Genomic DNA, 25,691 nt, shown 5'->3' with positions numbered 1-25,691 from the left:
CGTTGAAAAAACGTACTCCCTTTTTACTGGCCTTAATGGTCTCCGTGCTTCCATTAAAAAGCATGGCGCAGACGGTAGCCGATCCCCTGTTGGCTTCACAGATCGTTGATCGTTACGCTGAACATATCTTCTATGGCAGTGGTGCCACCGGCATGGCGCTGGTCGCAATCGATGGTAATCAACGCGTATTCGCCAGTTTTGGCGATACCAGCCCCGGCAATAATGTGCGTCCCCAGCTCGATTCAGTGATCCGTATTGCTTCACTCAGCAAGCTGATGACCAGTGAAGTGATGGTGAAAATGGCCGAGCGCGGGCAGATTCGTTTGGACGATCCGCTCAGCAAATATGCACCGCCTGGCGCACGCGTCCCCAGCTACAACGGTCAGCCGATTCGCCTGATCAACCTCGCGACCCACACCGGTAGCCTGCCGCGCGAACAGCCGGGCGGAAAACCGCATCGTCCGGTGTTTGTCTGGCCGACGAAAGCCGATCGCTGGCAATGGTTACAGGGCGCGCAGTTAAAAGCCACACCAGGCTCGCAAGCATCCTATTCCAACCTCGGTTTTGATCTGCTGGGTGATGCCTTATCAAAAGCGGGCGGTATGCCTTATCCCGCACTGCTGCAACAGCTGGTGACGCGTCCACTGGGCATGAAAGACACCACCTTCACACCGTCACCGGACCAGTGCCAGCGCTTGATGATCCCAGAGAAAGGTGCCAGCCCGTGCAATAACACCCTGGCAGCAGTGGGAAGTGGCGGTGTTTACTCCACGCCGGATGATATGGGCCGCTGGATGCAGCAGTTCCTGAATTCAGCGGTGAATCACCGCACGCCACAGATAGATCGCCTGCAAACGCTGATCTATCGCCGCGATCAGCTCACCAAAGTTGAAGGCATGGATGTACCGGGTCGCGCTGATGCCTTAGGCATGGGTTGGGTCTATATGGGACCGAAAGAGGGGCGTCCGGGAATTATTGAAAAAACCGGTGGCGGCGGTGGATTCATCACCTATATGGCGATGGTGCCACAAAATAACGTCGGCGTATTTGTCGTGGTGACTCGTTCACCGTTATCGCGCTTCACCCCGATGAGCGACGGCGTGAACAACTTGCTCACCGAATTGGTCGGCAATCACAATGGCTCGCCGATGATGATCAATGCCATACCCTCCCCCTAAGTAGTAAGTGACCAGGGTGAGTGAAAGCAGCCAACGCATCTGCAGTGCGAATTATGACGGGATGCCCCCCTAAATAATTCGTGATGCAGAAAGGCGGCAATTGAATGAATCCCCGGGAGCTTACATCAGTAAGTGACCGGGGTGAGTGAAAGCAGCCAACGCATCTGCAGTGCGAATTATGACGGGGGCTGGCTAACCCACAGGGTTGGCCAGTCCTCACTGCTATGCCACGCATCACATGTTTTCTCTTCAGCATACTCTGCCAACACAAATTCGTTGCCATCATACTGCCAGCGCGTGGCCACGCCGCAATCGCCAAGACCGCGACCTTTGCTAAAGGTGTAAAGCAAACCGCTACTGGCATCAAACTCCGCATTCATCAATTCCAGCTGATTGTCGCTGTGCGCTGGCGGTGTAAACGGCAGCGTGAGCATCAGGCCGCGCGCCACATAAGGCTGGCTGCGTGTCACTTCAAAGGCTAAATCGATGACATTATAAGCACCGGTTTCGCAGCTGACTAAAATCAGCGCTTTACTGTCAGTGAGCGGTGCCACACTCACTTCTCGTCGCAGCGGGTCAAGCGAGCAGTTATCGGTGTTAACGCGCCATGTACCGTAATCAATTAACCCCGCCGTTTCCTCTTGAGTCAGCGGCGCGGGCTGCGGCAAAGACGCCGGCAACTGAGGGAGCAGCGGCGGCGGCGGTACATCCCACTGCGCGCGGTCGCCCCGCTTCACCCACGCACTGGCCCCGTTCACCCGGCCCTGAACGTCATCCATCAGTAACAGCGCCGCTTTCATACCGCTCAACGGAATACTGGCTTTAGCTTGATAGGTCAGTTGCAGCGTGTTGGCATCCAGCGTTTGCGCGAGAAACTCGTCAATCGCAATAGTGTTGCTGGTCGCAAGATGATGTGGCTCCACCGTCCAGTGTTTAAGGTCTGGCGTCAGTCGGCGTTGATCCAGCAGCAAATTATCTTTCAGCGGACCGCCAGGCAATTCACCACTGTAAGCACTGCCGTAGTCGATGCGCAGCAGCGGACGATCGTTGACGCCAGCGTGGCGCGCAATCGTCATCACTAAACCGTTGTCTCCAGGAAAACTGCGCGCCACGCAAAAAGCCGCGTTGTTACAGGTGATCTGCCAGTCAGAAAATGACTTTTGCAGTGGCTCAGCCTGAACGCACGCGACAACCATAAACGGCAACAAAAGCAGCGACTTCATCCAATAAGACATTAAAAAAACCGGTCCCCAAATTCCTTGAAAGAAAATGATAGCGCAACGGCAACGCTGTCAGCAGGCCGAAACTGTGAGCTGGCCCGAAAAGCGATGTTAACTGCTGAAAAAGCCGCCGCCTTGAGGCGTTCTGAGGCTGGATGACGCAATACCTCCATCATCCGTTTCGACCGAATTCTGCTCAATCGGATTCGTCGGACAATTGTGCTGCCATCACAAATCGGTCAAATACACATAAACGGTCATATCCGGTCATGATAGGCTGTTTGCCTACGTTAATAATTGTTTGCTACTCCTCCCTCGATTTAGCGCTAATACGCGTGTTTATGTGAATTAGATCTCCTACCAATGAAATATTGAGATCTCATTTACATAAAAATTTGATTCACATCACCCTAATACCGTTGGGCATTTTGGGCACTGCGGACTCGTGCGTAGTCCACATTTTCCCGCTGCGGTATCCAGTAATTTATAACCATCGGAGGGCAGTTATGTTGCCGATTGAAAGACAGCAGCGAATTATTGACGAACTTAATTTAAATGGTCGAGTTATTGTCGCTGAATTAGTCACGTTGTGTCAGGTCTCCCAGGAAACCATTCGCCGTGATTTAACTCAACTGGAGAAACGTGGGCTATTACAACGTAGCCACGGCGGTGCAGTACCAGCAAAACGACAGGCCGCTAACATTCAGGGTAATACGAGAGGTGTTAACGAGTACGAATTATCTTTCCGCCAGAGAATGAATGAACACGTTGATGCAAAAATGGTGATTGCCAAACGTGCACTCGATTTCATCAGCCCTGGTGATTGTATATTACTCGACAGTAGCACCACTTGCTGGTATTTAGCGCGACAACTGCCGGATATAGAATTAACGGTGTTAACCAACTCTATCAGAATTGTGCAAACCCTTGCGGCGCGTGGCAGTATCCGCACCATCTGTCTGGGGGGTGAATATTCTGACCGTTATGAAGATTTCCACGGCGTGGTCGCTGAGCAGCCTTTACGGGAATTTCAGATCAATAAGATCTTTATTTCCTGTAGCAGTTTAGGCAATGACGGTTATTTACGTGAAGGTAACGAAAACAACGCACATTTAAAACAGCAAATGCTGCTGGCAGCAGAAAGAAAACATCTCCTGCTAGACGCCAGTAAATTTCTGCGGCCCTCATTCGCGCGTATTTGCCATTATCGCGATGTGGACTTTCTCATTACTGACCAATTAAAAGACAAAGAGCTGGAACAAGAATTAGCCTGGAACGGCGTCAATATTATTGATTGCTCACAGCGCAACAATTCTATGCAGCTAATAAAAAATTAATCCGGAGTCTTTATGAAAAAACATCTTATCGCCTGTTCTCTGCTTGCCCTGTTTGCCGCCACCGGCGCGCACGCTGCCGACAAACTCCGCATGGGTATCGTGGTGAAAATTGGCGGTATTCCGTGGTTCAACGCCATGGAAGCGGGCATCAAGAGTGAAGCGGCAAAACGCGGCATTAATGCATGGATGGTAGGCCCAACGGCCGCCGACCCGGCACTGCAGGTGCGCGCGATTGAAGATTTGATTGCGCAGAAAGTGGACATCATTGGTGTGGTGCCGAATGACCCGAAAGTGCTGGAGCCGGTGCTGAAACGCGCCCGTGAAGCCGGGATTCAGGTCATTACCCACGAGTCACCGGACCAGAAAGGCGCCAACTGGGACTTCGAACTGGTGGATGCGCCAACGCACGGTATCAACCACATGAAAGCGCTGGCGAAATGCATGCATGAAGAAGGCAAGTACGCCATGTATGTCGGCAGCCTGACAGTGCCGTTGCATCAGCAGTGGACCGATGCCGCACTGAACTACCAGAAAGAACACTACCCGAAAATGCAGATGGTGACCGACAAATTCGGTGTGGGTGAATCACTGGATGACTCAATTCGTACCACCAATGAACTGATGTCTAAGTACCCCGATTTGAAAGGGATCATGGCTTTCGGTTCTCAAGGCCCAATTGGTGCCGGTCGTGCGGTGATGAACCGTAACAAGATCGACCAGGTCTGCGTGATTGGTGCCTTCAGCCCAGGCCAAGGGGCGTCACTGGTGCAGCGTGGCGCGATCAAAGGCGGCTACATCTGGAACCCAGAAACCGCAGGCGAAGTGTTCGTGCGCATTGCCGACATGATGCAGAAGAAAGAGCCGATTACCGACGGCATGACCATCGAGGGTCTGGGCAAAGTGAAAGTTGACGAGGCGACTCACACCATCCTCGGCAATAACACCGAAAGTCTGGACAAAGAAAACCTGCCTAAACTGGTGAAAATGGGGCTGTAATGATGAAAGAGGTGATCCCACAGACGCTGATTGCGCTCGACAACCTGTCGAAAACATTTGGTGGCAACCGCGCACTGAGCGATATCTCGCTAAGCCTGCTGGCTGGCGAAGTGCACTGTCTCGCTGGCACCAACGGCTGTGGCAAAAGCACCTTAATCAAAGTCATTTCCGGGGTGCACGCCCCGGACAGTGGCAGCCGCATTACGTTGGGCGATGGCCCGAGCTTCCCGCGTCTGACTACCCGTCAGGCGCGTGATTTCGGTATCCAGGTTATTTACCAGGATCTGTCTCTCTTCCCGAATTTGAGCGTGGCCGAGAATATCGCCTTCGAGCATAACCTCAATGGCCTGCTCGGCTGGCATCGCAAAGCAAAATTGCGTGAAACGGCGACCCGCATCATTGAAGAGCTGAACTTCGATCTCGATCTGGATGAGAAAGTTTCAGCACTGTCGATTGCGGCACGTCAGCAAGTGGCCATTTGCCGTGCGCTGGTGGCGGATGCACGTCTGGTTATCATGGATGAACCGACGGCCTCCCTGACTCGCACAGAAGTGAATCAACTACTGCGCACCGTGCGTTATCTGAAAGATAAAAATATCTGCGTGGTGTTCGTCAGCCACCGTCTGGATGAAGTTTTAGAGATTTCTGACCGTGTGACGGTGATCCGTGACGGACGCAAAATGGGTTGCTGGCCGGCGAAAGAGATGACGCCACATCACCTCACCGAACTGATGACCGGACTGAAACTCGACTATCAGTTGAAAGCGCCAACCCGCAATGCTGACCGTGCGATCCTCGAAGTGGATAACCTGACGCGCGCCGGACAGTATCACGATGTGAATTTCAAACTCTACCAAGGCGAGGTGCTCGGTCTATGCGGTCTGCTGGGTTCCGGCCGCACCGAACTGGCCCTGTCGCTGTTTGGCATGACCAAACCGGACAGCGGCAAAATTTGGCTCGACAGCAAACCGGTACGTTTCCGCAGTCACGAAGATGCCATTAAAGCCGGTATCGGTTATGTCTCTGAAGACCGCTTAACGCTGGGTTTAGTTCAGCAACAATCGGTGGCCGACAACATGGTGCTGCCGATCCTCGACAAACTGCAAAACCGTTTTCACATCATCGACGAATACCGCAAGAACAAGCTGATCCTGCAATGGATTCAACAGCTCGGCGTGCGCGTGGCCGATCCGAATCTGGCGATCTCTACCCTGTCCGGGGGTAACCAGCAAAAGATCGTACTCGCGAAATGGGTGCTAACGCAGCCGCGCATTTTGATTCTGGACTCGCCGACCGTGGGGGTGGATGTCGGCGCTAAAGCCAGCATCTATCAGTTGATCCACGAGCTGGCGAAAGAGGGTCTGTCGATCATTCTGATTTCCGATGAAGTGCCAGAGGTTTGGTACAACTGCGACCGCATCCTGCACTTCCGTGATGGCACCGTTCATGCCGAATACCAACCCGATACCGTTGAGCAACAACAGCTGGCGGAGGTGATTAATGCCTGATTTTTCTCGTTTACGTCCGCACTCCAGCCAAGGCTGGCTTGCCTGGGTGCTGGTGGCTTTCATCCTGTTCTTCTCTTTGACCAGCGACCAATTCTTAACGGTGCAGAACCTGCTGGATCTGGCAGAAAGCTATGCCGTGACGGGCATCTTCGCGCTTGGGCTGTTTTTGGTGTTGGTCACCGGCGGCATTGATATTTCGTTCGCGGCGGTGGCCTCGGTGGTGCAGTACCTGATTGCCACGCTGTTTGTGCAGTTCCAGTTTGATAACGCCGCACTGAGCATTCTCTTAGCGATTGTATGCGGCACCACATTTGGCGTGATTAACGCCCTGCTGATCACCTCGCTGCGCGTGGTGTCGATCATCATCACCATTAGTATGCAGTCGCTGCTTTTTGGTCTGCTGATGTGGGTCACCGGCGGTAAAAGTCTCTATTCACTGCCCGATTGGTGGATCACGCTGCGCAGCGTGCTGCCCTTCACCTGGCAAGGCAATAGTTTCCAGGTCGGTTTACCGCTGGCCATCATGCTGGTGATCGCGGGATTGACCGCTCTGCTGCTCAACAAAACCAATCTCGGTCGCCAGTTGTACGCGGTAGGTGGTGATGCCGAATCCGCACGTCGTATCGGCATCCGCGTGGGTCTGATCCACGTCTTTGCTTATGGCTGGCTCGGTGCGATGGCGGCGATTGGCGGCTTGGTGCAGGTGTATCGCATGGGTGAAGTGGTGCCGAATGCCTTAGTCGGTGGGGAGTTGGATGTGTTGGCGGCCACTGTATTAGGCGGAGCGAGCCTGATGGGCGGCAAAGGCACGGTGAGCGGGACGTTGATGGGCGTGTTCCTCATCGCCATTCTGAAGAACGGCCTCAACCTGATTGGTGTCTCCAACTACTTCATGAACATCGTGGTAGGCGGCGTGATCATGGTGGCGATTGCCGTGACTCACTACAAAAAACGTAAAGAAACTGACGTCAGTTTTGTCTGACGGAAGAGGCACTCACATGAAATCACTCTCCTCTCTGCGTCCGGACGGCACCAATATCGGCCTGATGCTACTGATTGCGCTGGCACTGGCGCTGTTTACGGTCATGCTGCCGGGTCGCTTTTTGACTGACTCAACCTTTATGAGCATGGCGTTCCAACTACCGGAACTGGGATTGCTCACCCTGGCGATGTTTATCGCCATTCTGAGTGGCGGCCTGAACCTGGCGATCATCGCTACCGCCAATCTGACGGCACTGTTCATTGCCTGGACGCTTATGAGCGCCCTGCCCGCTGATGCAGGAACCGGTCAACAACTGCTGTGGCTGTTTATTGCCATCATCGGTGCCATGGCGATTGCCACCTTTATCGGCGTGATTACCGGCGTAATGGTGACGCGTATTGGTGCTCACCCGATTCTGGTGACGCTGGCAACCATGATGACGCTTAACGGCATTGGCATCTGGCTGACCAAAGGTGCGGCGGTCAGTGGTATGCCTTCGATTGTGCAGGCACTGGGTTCCAACACGCTGCTGGGCATGCCGTTACCCCTTTGGGTATTCCTGATTGCCGCCGCGCTGTTGGCTCTGTTTCTCGGTAAAACGCGCGCCGGTAAATGCATTTATATGGGCGGAAGCAACATTAACGCCACCTGGTTTAGCGGCATCAACACCCACCGCATGGTGATTCTGGTGTACGTGATTTCCAGCCTGCTGTGTGTGCTCGCCGGATTAATCATGATGGCGCGCTTCAACTCGGCGCGTATGGGGTACGGCGATGCGTATCTGCTGCTGACCGTACTGGCGATCATTCTCGGCGGCACCGACCCGAACGGTGGCTTCGGCCGCGTGACCGGCGTAGTGCTGGCATTGATTGCGCTGCAAGTGCTCTCTACCGGTTTCAACCTGATGAACATCAGTCAGCACGTCAGTCTGGCGATGTGGGGTGCGGTGCTGATTGTGGTGCTGGCCTTCAAACAATTGAAAACTCGTTTCAACGAACATCGTGCCGTCAAGCTGAGCAAGCTCGCTGCGGCCCTTAACCCTCTGACCGAAAAGAAGGAAGTATAATGCGTATTCAAGTCTCCCCGTCGTTGATGTGTATGAATCTGATGGAGATCAAGCACCAGCTGGAAGTGCTGGACTCCCGCGCAGACTTCCTTCATATCGACATTATGGACGGTCACTACGTTAAGAACATCACGCTGTCGCCGTTCTTTATTGAGCAGATTCGTCCGCACACCAAAGTGGCGCTGGACGTGCATCTGATGGTTGAGCAGCCGACCGATTTCATTGATGCGATTGCCAAAGCGGGTGCCGACTACATCTGCCCACATGCCGAAACCATCAACCGCGATGCGTTCCGCGTGATCAACCAAATTCGCAGCCACGGCAAGAAAGTGGGTGTGGTGCTGAACCCAGCCACGCCGGTGTCGTTTATCCATCACTACATTCACTTACTGGATAAGATCACTGTAATGACGGTGGACCCCGGTTATGCCGGTCAGCCATTTATCCCGGAGATGGTGGCGAAGGTGCAGGAACTGAAAGCACTCAAACAGCAGCACGGCTACAAATATCTGATCGAGATAGACGGCTCCTGCAACACGCGCACTTACAACACTTTAGTCAGTGCCGGTGCAGAAGTGCTTATCGTTGGTACCTCGGGCCTGTTTAACATCCATGATGATTTGGCGACGGCGTGGGATATGATGCGCGACAGCATTGATGAAGCGCAGGGCCTGACCAAGGTGTCCGCATGAAAAAAAGCTGGCTCGGTATCGACATTGGCGGCACCGGCACTCGCCTGCAGTTGATGGAAGAAGGACGCATCTGGTCCAGTTTCCGCAAGGTGCCGACGGCCAGCTGGGCGCAGCAGCCCGATGCCCTAACGGCACTCGGGCAGTTAATCAGTGAAACCTTAGAGCAGCAACCGGTGAGCGGCGTGATGCTGGGCTTACCGGGCATTCTCAGCCGCGATCGCCAACAGGTCGTCTCACTGCCCTTCATTCAGGCACTGGATCATCAGCCGGTGGCGGCGATCCTGACAGAACGCCTTGGTGTGCCGGTGGCGATGGATAAGGATGTTAACCACCTGATGATGTGGGATCTGATGCAACTGGAACAGATGCCAGACATCGCTGTGGGACTCTATCCGGGCACGGGCATGGGAAATAGCCTGTGGATTAACGGCCAGTTTTATCATGGGCAGCATGGCGGTGCCGGTGAACTCGGCCATATTCCCATCGCAGGTAACGATCTGCCCTGCCCGTGTGGCAATCGTGGCTGTGCAGAGACGGTGACCTCAGGGAACTGGCTGAGCCTTTGGGCCAAGGCTAACCTGCCGCACACCGACATGTCCGCCCTGTTTACCCAACATGGTGAGCATCCGGAATTACAAGCTTTCGTGACGCGATTAGCGCAACTGATCGCCACCGAGATGAACATTCTTGATCCCGAATACCTGATTTTGGGAGGCGGGGTCTTAGCGATGGCGGATTTCCCGCTGGCGCAGTTGCGCAGCCAGATTCAGCAGCATCTTCGTCCACCGGCAACGCGTGACAACTTGAAGATCGTGTTCAGTCAGTCCACTGACCATACCGGCTGTCGCGGTGCCTGTTTAGCCGCCGAACGTCTGTTCAGGAGTGCATGATGAAAGGAAAAGTGTGTGTGTTTGGCTCGTTTAACCTCGACGTTGTGGCGGTGATGAACCGTTTTCCGATGCCGGGTGAATCCTTAACTGCCCACAACAGCATGATGGGACCGGGCGGTAAAGGCGCGAATCAGGCAACGGCGGCGCTGCGTGCCGGTGCCCGCGTACACTACATCGGTAAAGTGGGTAACGACGACTTTGGCACCTTTGCCCGTCGTCACCTGGAAAAAACCGGCTTCGATGCGATTACGTTATTCACCTGCAAAGAGAAGCCTACCGGCAATGCCCTGATTTATGTGGCGGGTGATGACGCAGAAAACATGATTTCGGTGTTTCCCGGTGCGAATACCACGGTCACCGCTGCTGAAGTCGCACGATGCCAGCCGACCGTTGCCGCGGCCGACATTTTGCTGGTGCAGTTAGAGAACAATCTCAGTGCCATTCAGCGCATGATTGATAATGCCCGTGCAGGCGGCACCTTCGTGATTTTAAATCCTGCGCCGTGGCAAAAAGTGAGTGATGCGCTGCTGGCGAAGGTGGATTTGCTGACGCCGAACAGTACAGAGGCGATGCAGATTACGGGGGTCAAAGTCACCGATTTTGCCAGCGCGCAACAAGCCGCTGAAGTGCTGCATCGTAAAGGTGCGCGTCAGGTGATTATTACGTTAGGGATGGCAGGCGCACTGCTCTCCAGCGCGGAACAGCAGCCGCTGCGCATTCCCCTGTTCCCGGCACAACCGCTGGATACCACGGGTGCAGGCGATGCCTTCAATGGGGCGCTGGCCGCGCGACTGGCTTCAGGAGATGCATTGCCGCAGGCCGCGCTGTTTGCTTCCGCCTACGCCTCGCTCTGCGTTGAGCGATCGGGTGCGGCGAATTCGATGCCATCCTACGCTGAAGCGCTGGCACGGATGCAGGCACATCCTGAGTGCGTACCAGAACCGTTAGCCGTTTGCGTTTAACCGCGCGGCTCAAGGGTCGGCATTTATGCCGACCAGGTTCATCGCCGACTGACTAAGCCTTTAACCAACCGGCAATTTGCGCATGCTGCAACAGAATGATCGCTTTACCGTCGCGGATACGGCCATCTTTTACCATTGCCAAGGCTTCCGGGAACGGCAACTCTAAAACGGTAATCTCCTCATCCTCAACACCGCCACCTTCGTGGGTGCGCATCGCATCGCTGTACTCTGCGGCGAAGAAGTGCACGATTTCCGTCACACCGCCCGGCGACATATAGGCTTCAAACAGCTTTTCCACCGGGCCGACCTGATAACCCGTCTCCTCGACCGCCTCTTTACGGATGCAGTCTTCTGGCGTGTCGTTGTCGAGCAGTCCAGCACAGGTTTCAATCAGTTCACCGCTGGCATTGCCATTGACGTAAGTGGCCATACGGAACTGGCGGATCAGCAACACGGTATTTTTATCACGATTGTAAAGCAGGATAGTCGCGCCATTGCCGCGATCATAAACTTCGCGTTTGTGACGCACCACTTCGCCGTTGCTACGGGTCAGTTCGTAGGTGAAATTGCGCAGAATAAAGTAGTTATCTGACAGCAACTTGTCTTTGATGATGTTGATCTTTAATGACATGGCCGCTCCACTGCGTAGCTGAGGGAGCCAGAGATAATAGGGGTAAGTGGCGGGGAAAACTATCTGAATTAAATGAACAGGCCTATAGCCATAAAATCGGGGGCTGAATAGCCCCCGGAGAGAGAATGATTGCGATTAGCGCGAGCTGTCTTCCGCCAGCGTCGCCGCACCATCATCATGATGGTCATGCTCTTTCATTGCTTCAGCATGTACGCGTTTACGTACTCCGAACCAACCTAAGATCAGCACCACGGCAATCAGTGGGATTGAAGCGATGGTGTAAGTACCATTCGGATAATCAAACGCCATCAGCACCAGCACGCTTGCCAGGAACAGCAGTGTCAACCATGAGGTCACAGGCGCCCATGGCAGCTTGAAGCTGACATCATCGGCTTTGCCTTCTTTAATGGCTTTACGCAGACGCATCTGGCAAACCACGATAAAGGCCCAAGAAGAGATGATACCCAGCGAAGCCACATTAAGAACGATCTCGAATACCTGTGAAGGCACGTAGTAGTTCAGCACCACGCCCACCACGTATACCGCAATGGTGACGAGAATACCGGCGTACGGCACCTGCTGCTTGCTCATCTTCGACATAAACTGCGGTGCAGAACCGCCCATCGACATCGAACGCAAAATACGACCGGTGGAATAAAGTCCAGAGTTGAGGCTCGACAGCGCCGCACTCAGTACAACGATATTCATCACGCTACCGATGTAAGGCACACCCAGCTTAGAGAAGAAGGTCACAAACGGACTCTGTCCTGCCTGATAGGCGTTCCACGGCAGCAGCAGCACCAGCAGAACCACTGAACCCACATAGAACAGGCCAATACGCCAGATCACACTGTTGATGGCTTTTGGCAGCATGGTTTTGGGGTCTTTACACTCGCCTGCTGCCGTCCCCACTAACTCGATTGAAGCAAAGGCAAACACTACCCCTTGCACCAGCACCAACGCAGGCAGTAAGCCATGCGGGAACAGGCCGCCGTTATCGGTTATCAGGTGGAAACCGGTAGTGTTGCCATCCAGCGGTTTGCCGCTGCCCAGGAACACCACGCCGACGATCAGGAATACCGCAATCGCCAGCACCTTGATCAGTGCGAACCAGAACTCCATTTCGGCAAACCATTTCACACCGATCATGTTCATGGTACCGACAATCGCCAGCGCGCCGAGGGCAAACACCCACTGTGGTACATCACCAAATGCGCCCCAGTAGTGCATATAGAGCGCAACCGCGGTGATATCCACAATGCCGGTCATCGCCCAGTTCACGAAGTACATCCAGCCAGCAACGTATGACGCTTTTTCCCCAAGGAATTCACGTGCATAAGAAACAAAGCTGCCGCTTGATGGGCGGTGTAACACCAGTTCGCCCAACGCACGAAGTATAAAGAAGGAGAAGATACCGCACACCAGATAAACCAGTGCCAGTGCTGGACCTGCCATCTGCAAGCGCGCGCCCGCACCAAGGAACAGACCGGTACCGATTGCACCGCCAATGGCGATCATTTGTACCTGACGGTTACCCATCGCTTTGTGGTAACCGGTGTCGTGGGAATTGAGCCAGCGTCTTTTTGCAGCGCGTTGTTCGGCTGCGGTTTTTTTAGTTGATTTCATAGCTTTCCTGTTTGTCCTGACCATCAATCACCGCGTAACCAAACGTTTGCGTGCGGCGGTGCGAAATGGGGTAAAACCCACTACCGTTGCGGCGGAACGATGTCGCGCGGCAAGCCGGGAAATTACGGCGATGAATCCTACCCGTTCTGCATGAACGAAGCAAAATTTACCGTTTAGTTGCACGAGTTGTTTTGTAAGAATCAGTCGCGGTGCACAAAAAAACCGGCCAAGGGATTGGCCGGTAAGGGGTTGGCTACAGGGAGGGACTCACTTTCAACCGTCCATCATCAGATGAACGGGACGGCATAAATGCCGCCACTACAGGGGGATTAACGGTAAATCTCTGCGGTGCCGCTCCACAGGCTGGAATCACCTGGATTTTGCACGCCAATGACGCGGTAATGGCTGGCGCCCATCTCTTCTGCTTTCTGTGAAAGCTGGCGTGTTGCATCGTCCAGTGAGCCGCGTACACCGCTCACAGAAACAGTCCCGCTGCTTTGCAGGTTTTCTGCCTGTTCGGCACTTAAAGGCTGGGCAGCAAAGGCGGTGAAACTTGCGGTGGCAAGCAGTGCAGCAGTCAGAATGGCGGTGGGTTTCTTCATGAGATGCTCCTGTTGTCGTCCGGAAATAATGTGGTTAGTTACGGGGAGAATTATTAACCATGGAATGAAAACCGGGCGCAGCAAGGAGTAAAGGCGCTTAATCGTTCGCCAGCTAAGTGCGATCTCTCCAGGGAAAGGTAAAGAGAAGTGAATTTCTCTGCTAAAAGTAACTTGATGTGACGACTTTGACTCGCCGTGCGCGAGTTGCTGCCTTATAATCCCTCGTTCTTATAAGGGTTATTGCCGTGATTGTACAACGTCCCGTTACCCGCACCATTGCTCGTGCGCTCAGCGCCATTGTGCTGCTGTCGCTATTAACCACCGGGCTGGCGCTGATGACGCTTTCCAGCAGTTTGCGTGATGCCGAAGCGGTGAACGTCGCCGGTTCACTACGCATGCAAATTTATCGTCTCGCCTGGGATAGCACGCGCGATCCCCAGCAGCTCGCGCAACACATTCAGATTTATCAACAAACCTTGAACCTACCGGCGTTACAGCATCTGGAACGTCCCTGGGTGCCGACGGAAGTCGCGAGCCGCTATCGCTACCTGCGCAGCAGCTGGCCGATGTTGCAGCAAATGCTGCAGCCTGGGAACACGTCAGTCTACCAACAACGCGTCGCCAGCTACGTTAGCGAGATCGATCGTTTTGTCTTGGCGCTCCAACATTATGCCGAGCTGAAGATGAATCTGGTGGCAGCCAGTAGCCTGTTTGGCTTTCTGGCGATTGTAATGTTGGCGCTGTGGACCATACGCTTTATACGCCGCAACGTGGTGCGCCCGCTCGATGCGCTGGTCACTGCCAGCCAGTATGTTGAACAGGCGAATTTTAGCTTTCCGCCCCTGAGGGTATCGCAACCCACGGAATTACGTGTGTTAGCCCAGGCATTCACCACCATGGCTGAACGTCTGCATTCGCACTATCGCTTGCTGGAGCTGACGGTACGCAATAAAACCGAAGACCTGACTCAGGCCAACCGCACGCTGAAATTACTGTATGAAAGTTCGCAGGTACTCACCAGTAGCCCGCTCAATCCAGAGCTGTTTCAGGGATTACTGCGTCTGGTACAGCTCCGTGAAGCGTTGACGATATTAAAACTCACCAGTGACGGCATCGATTTTCAGGCGGGCGTAGCTGACGATACGCTGAGCTGGGTTCGCCTGCCGTTGCAGCAGGAGGATCAATTGCTCGGTGAGCTGTGCTGGCAAACACGGCGCGCGCCGCCGGCTGATGAGCTGATGCAGAGCCTGGCCAATATGCTAGGGCGATCGCTGTGGATCTGGCAGACGCAAAAACAGTATCAACAGATGTTATTAATAGAAGAACGTTCCACCATCGCACGCGAGCTACATGATTCTCTGGCACAGTCGCTCTCTTTTTTGCGTATCCAACTGACGTTACTGCGCCGCAACGTGGATGACACACAACCGCAGGCGCAAGCGATCATTGCCGATTTTGATCGTGCGCTGGCCGAAGCCTATCAGCAGTTGCGTGAGCTGCTTACCACCTTCCGCCTGACTATCGAACAGGCAGATCTGGTGCAAGCGATGCAAGCGATGATCGCGCCACTCCAGGAACAATCGCATGCCGTCATTGATTTTGATTACCAGCCAGGTTTGCAAACTCTGGATGCCCAGCAACAAGTGCATGTGCTGCAAATCGCACGCGAAGCGCTGCTCAACGCGATTCGTCATGCGCATGCCCGCCACATTCGCATTCACTATCAGCGTGACGCCGATGCCACACACCGCTTAACCATTGAAGATGACGGCTGTGGCATCATCAGCCAGGAAGAACCGCCGGGACACTATGGCCTGACGATTATGGCAGAACGCGCTGCCCGCCTGGCCGGCAGCCTACAGGTGACGCCACAGATGCCAGGAACCTGCGTCACGCTGTGTTTTCCACCGCGCCCGGCGCACCGGCTGGCGTAACGCGATACACTCAATACCCTATGGACTTTGACTGGAGAATTTATGGCCCCCTCTTCCCTGACCATCATGATCGTGGACGATCATCCGCTGATGCGACGTGGCATACGCCAGCTGCTGGATCTGGAACCGCGTCTGGAGGTGGTGGCCGAAGCGAATAACGGCACCGAAGCACTGGCTGAGGCGCGCCGCTTATCACCGGACGTGATTCTGCTCGATTTAAACATGAAAGGGATGTCTGGGTTGGATACGCTGAAGGCACTGCGTCATGAAGGTATTGCTGCGCGCATTCTGGTGCTGACCGTTTCCGATGCGCGTAATGATATTTATGCCATGGTCGATGCAGGAGCAGATGGCTATTTGCTGAAAGACAGCGAACCTGAGTTGCTCTTGGCGCAAGTGATGCGCGGCGCGCAGGGTGAGAATGTGTTTAGTGAAGTGGTGGCAGAATACCTAAGCACACGCCAACCGAGTGCAAATCCGTTTAAGCAACTCACCGAACGCGAACTGGATGTGCTGCAGGAAGTCGCTCGCGGATTATCCAATAAGGAGATTGCCGCCACCTTGCATATCTCTGAAGAAACGGTAAAAGTGCATATCCGCAATCTGCTGCGTAAACTGGATGTCCGCTCGCGCGTCGCCGCTACGGTACTCTGGCTGGAGAGCCGCAATGTGTAGCAGCGCACAAAAAACCGGCACGACATTTACACTTTCTCCATATTTTATCCACGATTCTCTAATTTGTGCCGCGTAGAGTAAGCAGCAGCAGGAGTTTTAGGGGATAGCACCTAAAACTCCGCCGACGCGAGGCTATCTGCGCTTCTCGTTTCAAATAATAAAAGTAAAAAAATACGCAGCTGAGGAGTGTCGGTTCCATGTCGAATTTTTTTATCGACCGCCCCATTTTTGCCTGGGTTCTGGCTATTTTGCTTTGCTTATGCGGCACACTAGCGATCATCTCACTGCCGATTGAGCAGTATCCCGATCTTGCACCACCGAACGTCCGTATCACGGCGAACTACCCCGGCGCCTCTGCTGAAACGCTGGAAAACACGGTTACGCAGGTTATCGAGCAGAACATGACCGGCATCGATAATTTGATGTACATGTCCTCTAACAGCAGTAACACCGGTCAGGCGCAAATCACTCTCACCTTTACCGCCGGGACCGATCCTGATGAAGCACGTCAACAGGTGCAGAACCAGCTGCAAACGGCATTACGTAAGCTGCCCGCGGCGGTGCAATCGCAAGGCGTGACGGTCAATAAAACCGGTGACAGCAATATTTTGATGATTGCGTTTGTTTCTACCGACGGAAGTATGGACAAACAGGATATTGCAGATTATGTCGCCAGTAACATTCAGGATCCGCTGAGTCGTATTGACGGCGTGGGGCAGGTTGATGCCTACGGTTCACAATATGCCATGCGTATTTGGCTCGACCCTAACAAACTGATCGCCTATGCCCTCACCACCGATGATGTGGTCAGTGCGATTGAGTCGCAGAATACCCAGGTCGCTGTAGGTCAGGTCGGCGGCTTGCCGTCTGTGGACAAACAAGCGCTGAACGCCACGGTCAATGCGCAGTCAATGCTGCAGACACCCGCGCAATTCCGTGGCATCACGCTGAAAACCAACACCGACGGTTCCGTGGTCACGCTGGGTGATGTGGCCAGCGTCACCATGGGCGCTGAGAAGTATGATTACCTGAGCCGTTACAACGGCCAAGCGGCTTCCGGTCTCGGCATCAAGTTGGCCTCCGGCGCCAATGAGATGAATACTGATAAGCTGGTGCGCGCCCGCGTTGAAGAGTTATCACACTACTTCCCGCACGGGCTAGAAGCCAAAGTGGCGTTTGAAACCACTCCCTTCGTCAAAGCCTCAATCAAAGACGTCGTGAAGACCCTGCTGGAAGCTATCCTGCTGGTGTTCCTCGTGATGTATCTGTTCTTGCAGAATTTCCGCGCCACGCTGATCCCCACCATCGCGGTGCCGGTAGTGTTGCTCGGCACCTTTGCGGTGCTCTACGCCTGCGGTTTCAGTATCAACACCCTCACTATGTTTGCCATGGTGCTCGCGATCGGGCTATTGGTGGATGATGCCATCGTGGTGGTGGAGAACGTTGAGCGCATCATGAGCGAGGAAGGCCTGTCACCGCGCGCCGCCACGCGAAAATCGATGGGCCAGATTCAGGGCGCGTTGGTGGGGATTGCGCTGGTGCTGTCGGCGGTCTTTGTCCCCATGGCCTTCTTCGGCGGCACGGTTGGGGCCATTTACCGCCAGTTCTCAATCACCATCGTGTCTGCCATGGTGTTGTCAGTTCTGGTGGCGATGATTCTGACCCCAGCCCTGTGTTCGACCCTGCTCAAACCTTTAGAACAAGGGCAGCATCACGGTCGTCGTGGCTTCTTCGGTTGGTTTAACCGCATGTTTAACGCCAGCGCTGAGCGCTATGAGCGCGGCGTGGCACGCATTCTGGTGAAGGGTGGCCGCTGGTTGCTGCTCTATCTTGGCATCATCGGCATTATGGCATTCCTGTTTATTCGCCTGCCCACCTCATTCCTGCCGCTGGAAGACCGTGGCGTGTTTCTGACGCAGGTGCAACTGCCGCCAGGGGCCACGCTACAGCAGACATCAAAGGTGGTTGAGAAGGTTGAAAACTACTATATGACCGCCGAGAAAGATAACGTGCTTTCGGTGTTCTCAACCATTGGTGCCGGTCCGGGGGGTAACGGTCAGAACGTGGCGCGTCTGTTCGTCCGTTTGAAGGATTGGGAAGATCGTCCGGGCAGCGATCGTACCTCGTTCGCTATCATCGATCGTGCGACCAAAGCCTTCAAAAAGATTAAAGAAGGACGTGTGATTGCCAGCAGTCCACCGGCGATTACCGGTATGGGTAGCTCCTCCGGTTTCGATATGGAGTTGCAGGATCACGGCGGTGTTGGTCATACGCAGTTGATGGCGATGCGTGACAAACTGCTTGAGCTGGCCGACAGCAACCCTGCCTTGTCGCGCGTGCGTCACAATGGCTTGGATGACAGCCCGCAGCTGCAGATCGATATCGATCAGCGCAAAGCGCAGGCGCTTGGCGTTTCACTCGATACCATCAACGACACGCTGACCACGGCCTGGGGTTCAACTTACGTCAACGACTTCCTCGACCGCGGTCGTGTGAAGAAAGTGTACGTTCAGGCCGCACCCGAGTTCCGCATGCTGCCAGACGACGTTAACAAATGGTATGTACGCAACAACAGCGGCACCATGGTGCCCTTCTCCGCCTTCGCGACAAGCCACTGGGAGACGGGTTCGCCGCGTCTGGAACGTTACAACGGCTATTCGGCGGTTGAGATTGTGGGGGAAGCCGCGAACGGCGTCAGTAGCGGAACTGCAATGGATGTGATGGAGAAACTGGTGGGCCAATTGCCGCTGGGCGTCGGTTTACAGTGGACTGGCGCGTCTTATCAGGAACGTCTTTCTGGTTCACAGGCTCCCGCACTGTATGCCGTTTCACTGCTGGTGGTGTTCTTGTGCCTGGCCGCCTTGTATGAGAGCTGGTCGATCCCGTTCTCCGTCATGCTGGTGGTGCCGCTTGGCGTGGTGGGCGCACTGGTGGCCACCTATGTGCGTGGGCTAGAGAACGATGTGTATTTCCAGGTAGGCTTGCTGACGGTCATCGGTTTGTCCGCGAAGAATGCCATTCTGATTGTGGAATTCGCCAACGAAATCAACAGTAAAGGCCGTGAGTTGTTCGAGGCCACGCTAGAGGCCTCACGCCAGCGTCTGCGCCCGATTCTGATGACGTCGCTGGCCTTTATCTTCGGCGTGTTGCCAATGGCAATCAGCAGCGGTGCGGGGTCGGGAAGCCAGCATGCCGTCGGAACCGGTGTCATGGGCGGGATGATCTCTGCCACTCTGTTGGCTATCTTCTTTGTGCCACTGTTCTTTGTACTGGTGCGTCGACGCTTCCCGCTCAAAGAGAAGCCGCACGACTAAAGCCAATAAAAAAGCCGCTATGTTGTCATAGCGGCTTTATTGCTTTGTGTGGTTAGAATTACAGCAAGTTGGGAGTGCCCTGCTTTTCTCTTCGCGGATTACTTACTACGTAACATCGCTTCAATAAATTCTTTCCAGTTTCCCAATTCGGTGTCGACCATCGTACCCTCTCTTATTGTAGTGAGAATTCTACGCCGTTTTTTTCTACAGGTGAATACGTTTCCACCACTCATCACCATCGGCAAAAGCTCACAAATGCGTCAAATTGTCGAAAATGCGTACTGACGCACACTTCAGCAACCCCTTAACACAATTAGAAAAAATCACGGGAGTTATCAGCTAGCACATTTTCACGATTAAGATAATTCTTAGGATCCTGATGATGCCGTCGGCAATTATTCAAGACGCTAATGAAAACGTTTACTGGATCTAATTAATGCTATTGATGACAGCGAAATAATCATGAAAAAACAAATAAATCGCGGGGCCAACTGCCGCAGTGGTCACAGCCAGCCGAGCGCTATGGTAAACTCGCGCTTTATTTTTTACAGGGCAGGAATAAGCGATGACAGCGCAGTGGGTGATGTACGGCATTAAAAATTGCGACACCATAAAAAAAGCACGCAACTCTTTGACCGCATCCGGCATCGACTATCGTTTTCACGATTATCGCGTGGACGGCATTGATGATGCGCTGCTGCAATCCTTTATCGATCAAGTGGGCTATGAAGTGCTGCTGAATACGCGCGGCACCACTTGGCGGAAACTGCCAGAAGCCGAACGTGATGCGATTAACGATGCGGCCAGCGCGAAAGCACTGATGCTAGCCCAGCCTGCCATTATTAAACGCCCAGTGCTGTCTGCGCCTAATGGCGACCTGCTGGTCGGTTTTAACGATTCCCTTTATCACGCGTTTATCCAGGAGAAGTCATAACATGTTCTGTCCGGTCATTGAGCTGGCTCAGCAGCTAATTCGTCGTCCGTCACTTAGCCCGGATGATGCCGGCTGTCAGGGGTTGCTGATCGCACGCCTTGAAGCGATTGGCTTTACGGTCGAACAGATGCACATCGGCGATACGCTGAACTTCTGGGCCACACGCGGCCAGGGCGAAACCTTAGCGTTTGCCGGTCATACTGACGTGGTGCCACCGGGTGATGCCAACCGTTGGATCAGCCCACCGTTTGAGCCTTCGATTCGTGATGGCATGTTGTTTGGCCGTGGTGCCGCGGATATGAAAGGTTCGCTGGCGGCGATGGTGGTCGCGGCAGAACGTTTTGTCGCCGCCAATCCACAGCACAAAGGTCGTCTGGCGTTTCTGATCACTTCTGACGAAGAAGCCAGTGCCGTCAATGGCACAGTGAAAGTAGTTGAGCGCTTAATGGCGCGCAACGAACGCATGGATTACTGTCTGGTGGGCGAACCTTCCAGTACTGAAATCGTTGGCGACGTGGTGAAGAATGGCCGTCGTGGCTCGATGACCGCCAATCTGACGATTCATGGCGTACAGGGACACGTGGCTTATCCTCATCTGGCCGATAATCCGGTGCATCGCGCCATGCCAGCCCTGAATGAGCTGGTAGCCACAGAGTGGGATCAGGGTAACGAATTCTTCCCGCCAACCAGCATGCAGATTGCCAACGTACAGGCTGGAACCGGCAGCAATAACGTCATTCCTGGCGAATTCTTTGTTCAGTTCAACTTCCGTTTTAGCACCGAACTCACCGATCAGATGATCAAAGAGCGCGTTGCTGCGCTGCTGGATCGTCATCAGTTGCGTTACACACTGGAGTGGAATGTTTCCGGTCAGCCCTTCCTGACTTCACGCGGCAAACTGGTCGATGCCGTGGTGAACGCCGTTGCGCACTATAATGAAATTAAGCCACAGTTGTTGACCACGGGCGGCACCTCCGACGGGCGCTTTATCGCGCGGATGGGTGCGCAGGTCGTGGAACTGGGCCCGGTGAATGCCACCATTCATAAGATTAATGAGTGCGTGAAAGCGTCAGATTTGCAGATGCTCAGCCGTATGTATCAGCGCATCATGGAACAGCTGATCGCCTAAGCACGCTAAAGGAGCAATGGGATGGAATTCTTTAAAGAGTACTGGTGGATCTTAGTGATCCTGCTGATGGTCGGTATTTTAATGAACGTTTATAAAGACTTAAAACGTATCGATCACAAAAAGTTTATGGATAACAAACCGGATTTACCACCACATCGCGACTTTAACGATAAATGGGATGATGACGACGACTGGCCGAATAAGAAGTAATCACGGCGGAAAATGTCTCTGTAACCGTAGCGGCGCGATTTAGCGCGCGTATATGCAGCAACGCTGCTGCCAGGTGCTCGCTAAATTGCACCGCTACGTGAGAGCAGAAAGTCCTCTACACCATCATTACCACATCATCATCACCAGGTTTGGCACCGCTGAGGGCCTCATCAAAATAACGACGTGGCACGGTATAGCGCAAATGATTCAAGGCTAACTGCATCCCGCGATCGTCAATTGCATGTGGCAAATCGTCCACCACATCCAACGTCACATCGCCTCCGAGTGCCGTCAAGCGTTGCATCGCCGCTTCAGCATGCTCCAGCGGAATCTGCTCATCGTAATCACCGTGAATCAGATGCAGGGTATTACGCGGACTAACGCGCTCTGGCAAGGTGGCATAGCGACCACTAAACACAATCGCTCTGCCTGCCAGATCGGCATGTGCTTTTACCCCTTCGAGTACCATGATCCCACCCTGAGAAAAACCGACCAGGGCAGTGGCTTCTGGTCTCACGCCGCTCGCCTGCTGCCAGTGGCGGACCGACTCCACAAACATCGGCATCACGGCATTCACCCCTTGCTGTTCCGAGCGATCGTGCGTTGGGATGTCGGCGAACCACTGGCGGCCTTGCGGCACCGTGCCAGGATAAGGAGCCCCTACCGCGACCACCAGTGCTTCTGGAAACGCTTTCGCGAACCAGCTGCCGATTTGCGCCATGGAATCGGGATTATCATTTACGCCGTGATACAGCAGAAAGAGCTGCGCGGCCTGAGTGGGTTGCTGAACAATGACGTATTGTAGTGCCATAAGATCCTCCTCAAATCACTATACGCCGCTGGGGACGAAGTGATATTGGGAAAATTTGAACGAGATAATGGATTTATTGCAACGAAACTAATCGTTGCCTCCACTGCGCTGCCCGCTCAGCATCACACTGCATTAACGCTTCAGCCGTCTCCTGGCGTAGCTGCTGTATCAATGCTTTGCGCCCACTCAGGTTGGCTTGCTGTGCCACATCCGTTAGCGTTTGTTTTTGTACAAGGAGCGCCTGAAGAAGAGGTTGTGCAGAGGTACGCACCAGACGCTGCAACACTGCGTAGCTGGCTTCATAGGGGCGCTGAGCCCAGGCAAATCCCACCAGTAATGACCAGTCATCGTCGTTGAGTGCCTGATCTTGTTCACTTTTGTCGAAGGTAAGATCGATGATGTCGCCTAACCACTGACTATCGCGCTTCAGTCGCTGCTCAGCCCGTTGCTGCAATTGCTCACCCGCAGGTGAAATGGCCCGAATAGCCATCGCGGCATAGCAACCACTGCTGGCTTCGCGCTGTGAGCCTATGCGTACCAGCTTGAAGCCACAACGTTGCCAGAATTGCCACAGCGCATCGGTATAGCCAAAACTCACAGAAAGAAAATCACAGTCCTGTGCCTGTTGATAAGCCGATTCGACCAGTGCTTTACCGATACCGGATAGCCGCTGCGCCGCCTGTACGGCAATTCGACTCATTCGTTGCGATCGCAAGATTGCCGCTTCGGCAAAACCGGCATGGGCCGCCATCGACTGAGCCACCAGGTTGCCGCGCGGACGGCGTAATCCCGCCCACACCGCATCAGCCAGCTGCAGGTCCATTCCACCTTCTTCCACTAGCCACAAGGCACCCACGATATTTTCATTTTGGCCTGCCAGCCAGAAGCGCATGCCCGGCGCATCAAGCATGCGTCGCAGGTCTAAGGGAGAGGTTCGATAGTGAGCGCTCGCCAGCAGTCGGTATCCCTGCTCAAGCGAATGATATGCCTGCGCTGGACCAGCAGGGAAAATTGCTATCTCCCCTTCAGATTTGAAATCTGCCGCATCTTCAAACAGCAGCGCCTGGCTTAGCCACTGTTCCAGCGGATCGCGCGCTGACCAGCGCAGTGGTTCATCAAGCTGAAAATAGCGCACCAGTTCCAGACTGGCGCAAAAGCGCAGCATGAATCCGCGCCCTGTGCCTTCGTAGCCCTGCACCGTAGTGGTGAGCAACACTCGCGGAAAACGTTGCACCAATTGAAAAAGCAAAGGTGCCGGGATGGCAGCCGCTTCATCCACAATCAGCCACTGCGCCTGCGGAAAAGGCTCAGCTGCCAGAATGGCATCGGGTGCCATAAAGTGAAAATGCTCTCCGGCGAACGTGGCCAGCACCTGAGTTGAGACTTTGCCCGGCGCGGTCACCAGACAGTGTTGATTATGCTGGGCCAGCATCCCGGCCAATGCTGACTTACCGCGCCCACGCGCCGCGGTGATCACTGCAACCCCCGCTTGCATCGCCAGGAGCTGTTGCAGGATCTGCGCCTGTTGCTGGGGAGCCTGACAATGCCATGCCGGCAAGTTCAGCGGCTCAGGTTCACGCGCGGGGTGATGCTGACGTAACAACTTTATCTGCGAGTCCGCGAGTATCAGCTTTTGTAGATGCTGAATGAAGTGCGGTGTCGCAATCGGCTCGGCGACATCCGCCCACCGCACGCTATCAACATCCGGTTGTGTCGCCCAGCATGACCAGGGTGGAGTCAGCAACAACAGCCAGCTTCCCGCCCGGAGCGTTCCTGCCAGTGCGGCGAAGGCTTCCGCATGGAAACCGCGGCGAGCATCGAAAATGGCATGCTGGAATTCACGACCCAGTAAGGTACGGAGTGCGCTGGGTGAGACGGATTGAGGAAAATCCTCGGCGTCGCTAAGGATAAGCCAGTCGCCGGGGAGTGCGTCACGCCATGTGGCTGCCTGCTGCATCACCCAATCAGCCTCGCCAGCCATCACACACAAACGGCGAATTCCCGCACACTGCATGGCGGCGGTCATATCAGCTAACAACATCAGTTGGTCGCGAAGGTATTGCAATCGCCCGGATTGCCGCTATCGAACCCGCGTTTAAACCACGTATAGCGCTGCTGCGAAGTCCCGTGCGTAAAGCTGTCTGGCACCACTCGCCCTTGGCTTTTTTGTTGCAGACGGTCGTCACCAATGGCTTCAGCTGCATTCAGTGCTTTTTGTAAATCACCCACTTCCAGCATGTTTTGCTGCTGGACATAGTACCCCCACACGCCTGCAAAGCAGTCAGCCTGTAGCTCCATTTTTACCGATAGCTGATTGGCCTGTGCCTGGCTGGCACCCTGCTGCATCTGACGGACTTTGGACTCAATACCGAGCAGTTTCTGAATATGATGGCCGACTTCATGGGCAATAACGTAGCCTTGGGCAAAATCGCCACCCGCACCCAGTTTGGTTTTCATGTCATCGTAGAACGACAGGTCGATATAAACCGTTTGATCAGCCGGGCAATAGAACGGTCCCATGGCTGACTGGCCCGTTCCACAACGGGTTGAGGTGTAATTGCGATACATCACCAGCTTAGGCGGAACATACTGTTTGCCCATTTTCTGAAACAGCGTGCTCCAGGTCTCTTCGGTGGTAGCCAATATCACCTTGGTGAACTTGGCATCCTCGTTGTCCTGCGCCGAGTTAACCGGTCGCTGCTGCTGTTGCGCCACCGACGCGCCACCTTCCAACAATGCAGTGAGGTCGTAACCGTAATAGCCCGCTACTGCCACCACGATCAGCAGAATGATGCCGCCTTTGCCACGCGGTATACGAATTTGTCGCCCGCCGCCCCCACCGAATCCTGATGAGTCATTGCGACGATCCTCTACATTGTCGCTCTCACGACGACCTTGCCAGCGCATGGCCTGCTCCTGTTTAAACGGTTTTTCATGATTTTAGTTGGCGGCATCGCGAAGCACCAGCGTTGCGGCACAAGCGTAGCGAGATTG

At 54.3% G+C, this 25,691-nt stretch carries 23 protein-coding genes; 15 read left to right on the top strand and 8 right to left on the bottom strand.

The genetic code is table 11. The annotated features are described in order from the left end of the window. Nucleotides 1–2 precede the first annotated feature (2 nt). Nucleotides 3–1,178 (top strand): D-alanyl-D-alanine-carboxypeptidase/endopeptidase AmpH, encoded by a 1,176-nt coding sequence (gene ampH / locus F3J38_RS16185; protein WP_167140099.1) that lies wholly within the window; start codon nucleotides 3–5, stop codon nucleotides 1,176–1,178. A gap of 176 nt (nucleotides 1,179–1,354) precedes the next feature. Here the strand turns inward: ampH and F3J38_RS16180 are convergent, their stop codons facing one another. Continuing rightward, complete coding sequence (locus tag F3J38_RS16180; RefSeq protein WP_167140097.1) at nucleotides 1,355–2,413, bottom strand: DUF1176 domain-containing protein; 1,059 nt, start codon at nucleotides 2,411–2,413, stop codon at nucleotides 1,355–1,357. A 491-nt stretch (nucleotides 2,414–2,904) separates the two neighbouring features. Between F3J38_RS16180 and F3J38_RS16175 the strand changes: the two genes are divergently transcribed. From F3J38_RS16175 to F3J38_RS16140, 8 genes are read left to right on the top strand one after another with little or no spacing between them, the layout of a single operon-like run. Continuing rightward, nucleotides 2,905–3,735 (top strand): DeoR/GlpR family DNA-binding transcription regulator, encoded by an 831-nt coding sequence (locus tag F3J38_RS16175; protein WP_167140096.1) that lies wholly within the window; start codon nucleotides 2,905–2,907, stop codon nucleotides 3,733–3,735. Between the two features lie 12 nt (nucleotides 3,736–3,747). Continuing rightward, nucleotides 3,748–4,731 (top strand): substrate-binding domain-containing protein, encoded by a 984-nt coding sequence (locus tag F3J38_RS16170; protein ID WP_167140094.1) that lies wholly within the window; start codon nucleotides 3,748–3,750, stop codon nucleotides 4,729–4,731. Nucleotides 4,732–4,733: 2 nt separating this feature from the next. Beyond that, on the top strand, nucleotides 4,734–6,239 hold the full coding sequence (locus tag F3J38_RS16165) for a sugar ABC transporter ATP-binding protein (protein ID WP_167140488.1): 1,506 nt from the start codon (nucleotides 4,734–4,736) through the stop codon (nucleotides 6,237–6,239). Continuing rightward, on the top strand, nucleotides 6,232–7,221 hold the full coding sequence (locus tag F3J38_RS16160; RefSeq protein ID WP_167140092.1) for an ABC transporter permease: 990 nt from the start codon (nucleotides 6,232–6,234) through the stop codon (nucleotides 7,219–7,221). The genes F3J38_RS16165 and F3J38_RS16160 overlap by 8 nt, the downstream gene beginning before the upstream one ends. A 16-nt stretch (nucleotides 7,222–7,237) precedes the next feature. Next, complete coding sequence (locus F3J38_RS16155) at nucleotides 7,238–8,287, top strand: ABC transporter permease (protein ID WP_167140090.1); 1,050 nt, start codon at nucleotides 7,238–7,240, stop codon at nucleotides 8,285–8,287. Next, complete coding sequence (gene alsE / locus F3J38_RS16150; RefSeq protein ID WP_167140088.1) at nucleotides 8,287–8,979, top strand: D-allulose 6-phosphate 3-epimerase; 693 nt, start codon at nucleotides 8,287–8,289, stop codon at nucleotides 8,977–8,979. Before F3J38_RS16155 ends, alsE begins: the two co-directional genes overlap by 1 nt. Beyond that, complete coding sequence (gene alsK, locus F3J38_RS16145; RefSeq protein ID WP_167140086.1) at nucleotides 8,976–9,869, top strand: allose kinase; 894 nt, start codon at nucleotides 8,976–8,978, stop codon at nucleotides 9,867–9,869. The genes alsE and alsK overlap by 4 nt, the downstream gene beginning before the upstream one ends. Further along, nucleotides 9,869–10,831 (top strand): ribokinase, encoded by a 963-nt coding sequence (locus F3J38_RS16140; protein ID WP_167140486.1) that lies wholly within the window; start codon nucleotides 9,869–9,871, stop codon nucleotides 10,829–10,831. Before alsK ends, F3J38_RS16140 begins: the two co-directional genes overlap by 1 nt. 52 nt (nucleotides 10,832–10,883) lie before the next feature. On the opposite strand, the gene nudK is transcribed toward F3J38_RS16140, so the two are convergent. From nudK to F3J38_RS16125, 3 genes are all read right to left on the bottom strand, one after another. Next, the gene (gene nudK / locus F3J38_RS16135; RefSeq protein ID WP_167140084.1) at nucleotides 10,884–11,462 is read right to left on the bottom strand and encodes a GDP-mannose pyrophosphatase NudK; all 579 of its coding nucleotides are present in this window, start codon (nucleotides 11,460–11,462) and stop codon (nucleotides 10,884–10,886) included. Between the two features lie 135 nt (nucleotides 11,463–11,597). Next, nucleotides 11,598–13,088, bottom strand: a complete 1,491-nt coding sequence (gene ansP, locus F3J38_RS16130) for an L-asparagine permease (RefSeq protein WP_167140082.1) — start codon at nucleotides 13,086–13,088, stop codon at nucleotides 11,598–11,600. Nucleotides 13,089–13,417: 329 nt separating this feature from the next. After that, nucleotides 13,418–13,690, bottom strand: coding sequence for a YdgH/BhsA/McbA-like domain containing protein (locus F3J38_RS16125; RefSeq protein WP_167140080.1), 273 nt, complete (start codon nucleotides 13,688–13,690; stop codon nucleotides 13,418–13,420). A 245-nt stretch (nucleotides 13,691–13,935) separates the two neighbouring features. On the opposite strand from F3J38_RS16125, the gene narQ reads away from it, so the two are divergent. From narQ to acrD, 3 genes are all read left to right on the top strand, one after another. Next, nucleotides 13,936–15,624 (top strand): nitrate/nitrite two-component system sensor histidine kinase NarQ, encoded by a 1,689-nt coding sequence (narQ, locus tag F3J38_RS16120; protein WP_167140078.1) that lies wholly within the window; start codon nucleotides 13,936–13,938, stop codon nucleotides 15,622–15,624. A 42-nt stretch (nucleotides 15,625–15,666) separates the two neighbouring features. Next, nucleotides 15,667–16,299, top strand: coding sequence for a response regulator (locus F3J38_RS16115; protein WP_167140075.1), 633 nt, complete (start codon nucleotides 15,667–15,669; stop codon nucleotides 16,297–16,299). A gap of 197 nt (nucleotides 16,300–16,496) precedes the next feature. Next, on the top strand, nucleotides 16,497–19,613 hold the full coding sequence (gene acrD, locus F3J38_RS16110; RefSeq protein WP_167140074.1) for a multidrug efflux RND transporter permease AcrD: 3,117 nt from the start codon (nucleotides 16,497–16,499) through the stop codon (nucleotides 19,611–19,613). Between the two features lie 98 nt (nucleotides 19,614–19,711). Here acrD and ypfM read toward each other — a convergent pair whose 3' ends face one another. Then, nucleotides 19,712–19,774 carry a protein YpfM gene (ypfM, locus tag F3J38_RS28385; protein ID WP_141399026.1) on the bottom strand — a complete coding sequence of 21 codons (63 nt, stop codon included), beginning with the start codon at nucleotides 19,772–19,774 and terminating at the stop codon, nucleotides 19,712–19,714. A 404-nt stretch (nucleotides 19,775–20,178) separates the two neighbouring features. Between ypfM and F3J38_RS16100 the strand changes: the two genes are divergently transcribed. The 3 genes from F3J38_RS16100 to F3J38_RS16090 are packed head-to-tail and all read left to right on the top strand — an operon-like array spanning nucleotide 20,179 to nucleotide 21,886. Next, nucleotides 20,179–20,547 (top strand): ArsC family reductase, encoded by a 369-nt coding sequence (locus F3J38_RS16100; RefSeq protein ID WP_167140071.1) that lies wholly within the window; start codon nucleotides 20,179–20,181, stop codon nucleotides 20,545–20,547. A 1-nt stretch (nucleotide 20,548) separates the two neighbouring features. Then, nucleotides 20,549–21,676: a succinyl-diaminopimelate desuccinylase gene (gene dapE / locus F3J38_RS16095; RefSeq protein WP_167140069.1), complete on the top strand. Its 1,128-nt coding sequence runs from the start codon at nucleotides 20,549–20,551 to the stop codon at nucleotides 21,674–21,676. 21 nt (nucleotides 21,677–21,697) lie between these two features. Further along, entirely contained in the window at nucleotides 21,698–21,886 is a 189-nt protein-coding gene (locus F3J38_RS16090) for a YpfN family protein (RefSeq protein ID WP_167140067.1), read from the top strand. A 115-nt stretch (nucleotides 21,887–22,001) separates the two neighbouring features. Here F3J38_RS16090 and ypfH read toward each other — a convergent pair whose 3' ends face one another. The 3 genes from ypfH to ypfJ form a co-directional block, all read right to left on the bottom strand. Next, entirely contained in the window at nucleotides 22,002–22,697 is a 696-nt protein-coding gene (ypfH, locus tag F3J38_RS16085) for an esterase (protein ID WP_167140065.1), read from the bottom strand. A 73-nt stretch (nucleotides 22,698–22,770) separates the two neighbouring features. Next, the gene (locus tag F3J38_RS16080; protein WP_167140063.1) at nucleotides 22,771–24,738 is read right to left on the bottom strand and encodes a tRNA(Met) cytidine acetyltransferase TmcA; all 1,968 of its coding nucleotides are present in this window, start codon (nucleotides 24,736–24,738) and stop codon (nucleotides 22,771–22,773) included. Beyond that, nucleotides 24,738–25,604, bottom strand: a complete 867-nt coding sequence (gene ypfJ / locus F3J38_RS16075) for a KPN_02809 family neutral zinc metallopeptidase (protein ID WP_167140061.1) — start codon at nucleotides 25,602–25,604, stop codon at nucleotides 24,738–24,740. The genes F3J38_RS16080 and ypfJ overlap by 1 nt, the downstream gene beginning before the upstream one ends. Between the last annotated feature and the right edge of the window lie 87 nt (nucleotides 25,605–25,691).

This window comes from Candidatus Pantoea formicae, assembly GCF_011752625.1.
GTDB classification, from domain to species: domain Bacteria; phylum Pseudomonadota; class Gammaproteobacteria; order Enterobacterales; family Enterobacteriaceae; genus Pantoea; species Pantoea formicae.
Note: the sequence above shows the minus strand (reverse complement) of the source record. Positions and strands in the feature narration are given on the sequence as shown.